General features: G+C 50.7%; 6 protein-coding genes. 1 reads left to right on the forward strand and 5 read right to left on the reverse strand.

The window, feature by feature from the left end; genetic code table 11:
• From AO064_RS00030 to AO064_RS00045, 4 genes are all read right to left on the reverse strand, one after another.
• A partial coding sequence (locus tag AO064_RS00030) for a YecA family protein (protein WP_064052017.1) occupies positions 1–2,156 on the reverse strand: 2,156 nt, incomplete at its 3' end.
• Positions 2,157–2,266: 110 nt separating this feature from the next.
• A complete protein-coding gene (locus AO064_RS00035; protein ID WP_032900667.1) occupies positions 2,267–2,563 on the reverse strand; it encodes a hypothetical protein in 297 nt (98 codons plus the stop codon).
• A 307-nt stretch (positions 2,564–2,870) separates the two neighbouring features.
• Positions 2,871–3,125 carry a hypothetical protein gene (locus AO064_RS00040; RefSeq protein ID WP_064052020.1) on the reverse strand — a complete coding sequence of 85 codons (255 nt, stop codon included), beginning with the start codon at positions 3,123–3,125 and terminating at the stop codon, positions 2,871–2,873.
• 499 nt (positions 3,126–3,624) lie between these two features.
• Entirely contained in the window at positions 3,625–3,879 is a 255-nt protein-coding gene (locus AO064_RS00045; RefSeq protein ID WP_141537469.1) for a hypothetical protein, read from the reverse strand.
• A gap of 368 nt (positions 3,880–4,247) precedes the next feature.
• Between AO064_RS00045 and AO064_RS31450 the strand changes: the two genes are divergently transcribed.
• Positions 4,248–4,376 carry a hypothetical protein gene (locus tag AO064_RS31450; RefSeq protein ID WP_256324232.1) on the forward strand — a complete coding sequence of 43 codons (129 nt, stop codon included), beginning with the start codon at positions 4,248–4,250 and terminating at the stop codon, positions 4,374–4,376.
• A gap of 199 nt (positions 4,377–4,575) precedes the next feature.
• Here the strand turns inward: AO064_RS31450 and AO064_RS00050 are convergent, their stop codons facing one another.
• Positions 4,576–5,784, reverse strand: a complete 1,209-nt coding sequence (locus tag AO064_RS00050; protein ID WP_064052019.1) for a hypothetical protein — start codon at positions 5,782–5,784, stop codon at positions 4,576–4,578.
• Between the last annotated feature and the right edge of the window lie 79 nt (positions 5,785–5,863).

The following is a 5,863-nucleotide window of genomic DNA, read 5'->3' on the forward strand; positions in this document are numbered from 1 at the left end:
AGGCAGCACCTCTTGTATTTTGAGCCGCTTCCACAAGGACATTGGTCGTTGCGCCCATGTCTCTTTGGAACCAATGCTCTCTCGACCATTTTCATTGCCGAACCCAGCGATGAAGAAGGCTTCATTGCCTTCGTCAACTCATCCATTTCTGACGATTGCTCCCACGGAAAATCGAGCGTGATACCGAATTGAATCTCCCCTTGAAGCCCCACTGAAACTCCAAACCAGTTCGCGGTTCGCTGAGCGTATTTGCGTTTCGCACAATGGAGTTCCAAGGTTCTGACGGCTGCTTCACTAGGCGTCGGGTTGCAATGGAAACAGATGCCAGTACCTGGTTCAGTCATCCCAAGTACGAAGTCATGTCGCTGACCATCCATCTTTCCCATCTTGGTCAGCCCATCAATAGCCCGATGAACCGTAATACATGAGTCTCCGTCCATGGAAAGAAGCGTGAAGCCCAATTCTAGTACCGCTGGATGGGGGCGGCGCTCTATCTGCTCAATCAATCGCTCGTAGTATGTGCCCTTCATCTTGGTCAAAATTCCTGGCGGCACACGCTGGCCAGGAAGGCCTTCACGCCGAACAGTCATGGCCGTATCTAGGTCGGCTGCGATTGAGTCTTCCAGCATCACTATATTGTATTGCTCGTCGAGAAAGAGGTTGCATCGAAGGTGGTACGCAAGAGCAGTGAGCTCATGCCCCATCATCAATTTTTGTGCCGACTCTAGCCGCATACGGACGTAGCTAATGAAGCGCAATGGCGTATCCAGCATTTCTGCTAGGACATCCAGCAGGAAAACGTCCATCACGAAAGGGGGACGGATGATCTCATCGGCAGAATATTTGAGGTACTGGCTGACTTGAAACGCCAATGCGGGGTAGTGGTCGGATACCACGCAGAATGGATAGATCTCCTTGATCGTCTCTGGGAGCACGACAGCTTGGCCACTATCATTTTCTAAGCGACATTTGCCTGAGAGGATGGCCGCCGCACACTCGGCCCCTTGGTCGTAGGCCTTTTGAATCGCTGCGGCAAAATCAGCCTTGATCTGTCCGTCGCTACCTTTGCGGGCAGCAAGAGTTAACTTTTTGGCTTTTGCCTGAACGATGATGACTCGGTCACCAAAGATGACCAGAACGTCCGCCTCGGCGACAATCCGTTTGCCCTCGTAGATATTGACGTTTGTGTGAACATTCGCTTTTCCGAAAACCGCTGCCAGGCGACATTGAGAGAATTGTTCAGTGAATGCGCCTCGATTGTCGGACGCTTGTTGCCTGTAAGCTTTATCCTGGTGCATCCAGAAGAAAGGTGACTCGTACAGCGCTTCATAGATCGCGTAATGAGAGAACAGTAAGACCGAATCCCGCCCTGTCGGCAGCAGTGGGGTTGCAGCTACCTGATTAAAGTCTCCCACTTCATTAAATTGGCCATTATCGCCACTGAAGGTTAGAGCTTTGAAAACGGCTTCAACAACAGCGAGCTCTTGACCAGAACGCGCAGCGATCTCTTGTGCGGTGAACTCGAAGAGTGCCAGCACCGATGCTGCAGGTAGCTCCCCTATCTTGGCTCCGCCACCTACTTGCGCTCCTTTGGTAGCTCTAACGTCCATCAATGAACACATTGCACTCGCCACTTGCAATGCCTGTGCACTGCTAAACGCCATGGCCCGAACCAACCAGTCATCATCCTGTGCATGTTTCTCAGCAAAAAAATCTCGATACTGGAAGCTGTAAGCTGACTCGGTGCCATAGAAAATCGGCTCCTTCATCATGGCGCCTTTCCAAATGTCACTCATGGCGATGCCTTGCTGAGCTTGAGGCATAAGCTCGCCGATCATAAGGCCGGTCATTGCGTCGTGAAGCTCACTCATCAACTCATCAGTACGCGAGGCGTAGCTTCTCAGCGTGGCTTCATCAACTTCAGTTAGATCTAGAGGTTGACGCGACATCAACCCCAAGATCGTAGTTATTTCATTCCGATTGAGCCTTTTGCGGTCGAAGAGATGCTCAATATCAGAAGACTTATGCTCACCTTGAAAAGACACTAAGTTGTCGCGATAACAGATGCCAGCCATGGCATGAGCGTACCCTGGCTTGGCCGCCAGAGCTGCTAAATCATCAATGACGTCAGCTTCGCTTCGGTGCATGGGATGCATGGCTGATACCCTCAGAACTTATGATTTATGAATAGCTCGGAAGGGAACACTTCGGCTAGAAAACCCGCCAAAGACCCTCTGAGAGAACCGTCGTCGAAAACAGTAAGCCTTTAGGTCGTACCTGCGCCCCACGCCCAGTCACCACCTACCACAATGAAGATCTCAGACTTCAAAAGTCGCGCTCGGAAGGCAGCTTGTACCGAATTACGGACATCGTTTCGTACAGCAACTGCGCTGGTGCCGTTAAAGAAACCCATCGTAGAGGTGGTGGGAATGACTACATGCTGCCCCTCGTCTGCCTTAACCACCTTTGCTAGGCCGATCCGCTGAAGATCTGCATAGGCGCTTTCGTAGTCCTTCGAAGAGGCGTTCTTCAAATCAAACGTGCAATAGACCAAATAGCTCATAGTACAAACTCCTGGATAACTCACGCTCAATGAGATGGGGGCCAGCCCATCCAGCAGCCGGCTTACCCAAGAGCGAGAAACCTAACCTATAGCCTCTTCCTACTGGGTGTGGCACACCGAGGAGCACGTCCGGCAGCCGTTCGACTGCGGGTATGTGTTGCGAGCCTGACGCACGGCAGTCACACAGCTGCTGTGTTGGCCCAAATCGAGGCGGTTCTGCAATGCCGGCAAGAAAATGCATGAACTGGTATGCACTTCATGATCGCCATTGTTTTGGGCATTGCGGTTAACGTAATACTGAGCCATCTCACTCACCCCGCTGTTTATTCGATTGGGCAAGTACCGAGGCCGCGAGGGTCTTGGTGGTGGCGTTGTATTTATTGCTGTCGAGGACGTGGCTTGCTTTGGTCTCCATGTCAGCACCAGTTTGTTTACCGCTGGAGGCTTGGGCCATAGCCGACCCCGCTAATTCTTTCTGAATCGCGGAGGAGTTGTCGCTACGCAGGATTTTGGAGGCCAGGCTGGCCACGGGAATCGAGGTTTGTTTGGTATTTTTAGGCACGGTTAGGTGCTCCTGTATTTGCATAAAAATTTGCGTAAGCAGGAGCAACCCTTGAGCGGAAAACCGAGCCGGATAGTTGACATCCAAAGTCGGATTTTTCTCTAATGCGCATCCCACCGATGTTCGCATTGGTTCAGGGTAGGCAGGTATGTGTGCTCGGCGACCAAACTTCGCACACATACCTGCTGTCTTTACTGAATCCTCAGCTCACTCGAAAAACACTACATATAGATGTGCCTCTCTGGTGTAGCTACAAGATAGTGTGGTCGATTTTACTTTGCAAGATCACAAGGCTGTGGATAACGTGTATGTAAATTGCAATTTGGATCCATTTTGATGCTGTATGGATGCCCAGGCCTTCTAAATCGGGGGCTAAGAGCCATAACAGCCGAAACAACTTGTAATACTCTCCGTCCTTACCGTCGATTTACCTTTAAAAGTGCGGCGATCAGCATTCGAAAATGACGATTCTATGACGTCATTTTTTTGCTTCATCACGTCAGTAACCGTCGGTTTCCAAGCTCTTACTCCAGTTGCCCCAACGCTTTGATCCGGCAAAAGTTTTTCCAGTGGTCGTACTAGAAGCAGAGCCTTCGCTGAGCGTGTAGTTGATGACCACATCATCGTGAATCAGGATGGCGAGCGTTATCTCAATGCCTGTCGTCATCACCTCCATGGTGGTCACGATTGGAGCAGCACAAGAACCACTAACTATCTTCATCGCTGATCCACCTTCGTCGTGCAGCCGGCGCATCGCCCAGGCCTGCCTGGCAGTTACAGTGGCTGTCCTGAGAGCTACTTCTCCCCAGCGCCGGACACTTCATCCTAAATACCCATCACCTGTCAGCCACCAGAGTCTTCAAAAGCGAAAGCACGCCTTCGGAAAACTCTCCAATTTGCTGCAAATTCTTCAGCAAAAACTCTTCCGTGGTGTACTTAAAACCAAGGTCGGAACAGACAATTGGGCGTTATTTTTGTGGATGTCTGGACTGGTTAGGTGGCGTCGCTGAGTGACACAAATTCCCTCGCCAGTTCCCTATTGGTGATTGGTGCTGGGGTTGATACTGGCCTCACCCGCACTGCTCCCGCTTGCGGGCTAATCTACCAACGAGGACACAGATCATGAGCAGTAAATCAGACAACGACAATCGCTCGAATCAATTAAATGAGAACAATGACGCGTATTGGCAGTCTCGTGATTACGACGAGCGCCCTGAAGATTGGGAAGATCGCTCGGGCGAGGAGAACTGATATGACAAGCCGACGTAAAGCTCCAGAGGACGCACGATCCGACCAAAAGAACTCCAATCCTGGCTCGCCTGGAACAAACCCAATTTGGGATAAGGCTCAAGGTAATCGAGGCAAGCAGTTAAACCCAAACCAGCGCAGTGGTAAGACTTAACAGTCTGCACTCTATGGTGCTTGAGGCTGCCGTTTGGCAGCCTCGACTTCATGGTGAGGTCATAGGTTTTCCGAGAGCGGTGCGGGCGAAGCGATACTCCCATCTGTAGGCATCCATGATTCCAATGATGTGCTCAGCATCCATTCCAACGTCCACCAATCCCTGACGAATGAGGGAGAGAGTTTCGCCAATGCGTAGAATCACTGCCTGAGTCCATGTGTAGCCCTCATTGCCCTCGAAAGGCTCGTCGCTCAACCTAGCTTTTTCAATGGTTACTGCATGAGCAAGGCTTTTCAAGGTTCCAAACTGGGGGCGTCCCTTTTTGCGTTGCTCCCAGTTTCTCAACAGTCTGATCCGGGAGCTTGCCTCTGTATTTCGATCATGGTTGTGCCGAGCCCAAAGATTTCCAAGGAAGGTAATCGCCCTCTGTTTTTGTTCCCACCCTGCTTGTTTCGCTAGGTGTTCAAGTGCGCAGGTTGTTGAATTGTTCCACTCGCCAGATATGGGTTCAATGGCGGGCAGTATGCTGTTCAATGGCGTGACTTCTTCCATTCCGTCTCGAACCGTCATCTCCCAAATATCCACCACTGTATCCGCCACCATCCAGGCAAGCATACGCATCAAAACCGCGACCCTATCTGCAATGATCACGTGCTGTGTTATCTCGTCATTGGCTATTTCTTCATCCCTGAGTTCATCCAAGCGAGCGTGCAGACATGCTCGTACGGTGGGACAGCCAACACGCTCAACTATGGGGGATTTGGCGTAAGCTTGAAACTGTGCCGTTACGCTTCTATCAATATGCATGTCCACCGCGTTAAGTAATTCAGCGTCACGGACAATACCGATCCAAAAGTCGCATGGTACTTGATTGATAAATAACCGGGACGTGAGCAATGCGCGCCACTCATGTGCAGGCTGCCAGCTATAGTCTTTTCTGCCCTCATCAATAAGGTTTTGCAGCACTTCCTGGTGCGGTGTATCCCTAAAAAGACGCAGTAGAGTTCCACGAGATGGCAGGTGGTGCGGTTCGCTGATGAGTTTTGCTATTGTCTTGTCGCTCGGTACAAAAGGTTTTTGCTGGCGGGCATTACTCAAGACTTCTTTCAGGGAGGTATCAAGTAAATGCAAAACGGCTTCTACGGGCATCAACAAAGCGTTGCTATTGATTACTCGGATTGTTCTTTGCTCGCTATCCAATGCTTGGATAAAGTCACAAAGTGTTTCGACAGATACGAGGAGGGGAGGGCTTTCCATGGCATACACTCGAGCAAGATCATAGCGTCGTACGATATGAGCATTGCATTTAGCAATGACCCATCAACAACTGATTGAG

It is taken from the genome of Pseudomonas marginalis (assembly GCF_001645105.1).
Lineage (GTDB): Bacteria > Pseudomonadota > Gammaproteobacteria > Pseudomonadales > Pseudomonadaceae > Aquipseudomonas > Aquipseudomonas petroselini.

Bases quoted from the DNA above. Each gene is read 5' to 3' on its own strand.
- AO064_RS31450 (WP_256324232.1), top strand. From the start codon at position 4,248: ATGAGCAGTAAATCAGACAACGACAATCGCTCGAATCAATTAAATGAG.
- AO064_RS00050 (WP_064052019.1), bottom strand. From the start codon at position 5,784: ATGGAAAGCCCTCCCCTCCTCGTATCTGTCGAAACACTTTGTGACTTT.
- AO064_RS00035 (WP_032900667.1), bottom strand. From the start codon at position 2,563: ATGAGCTATTTGGTCTATTGCACGTTTGATTTGAAGAACGCCTCTTCG.
- AO064_RS00045 (WP_141537469.1), bottom strand. From the start codon at position 3,879: ATGCGCCGGCTGCACGACGAAGGTGGATCAGCGATGAAGATAGTTAGT.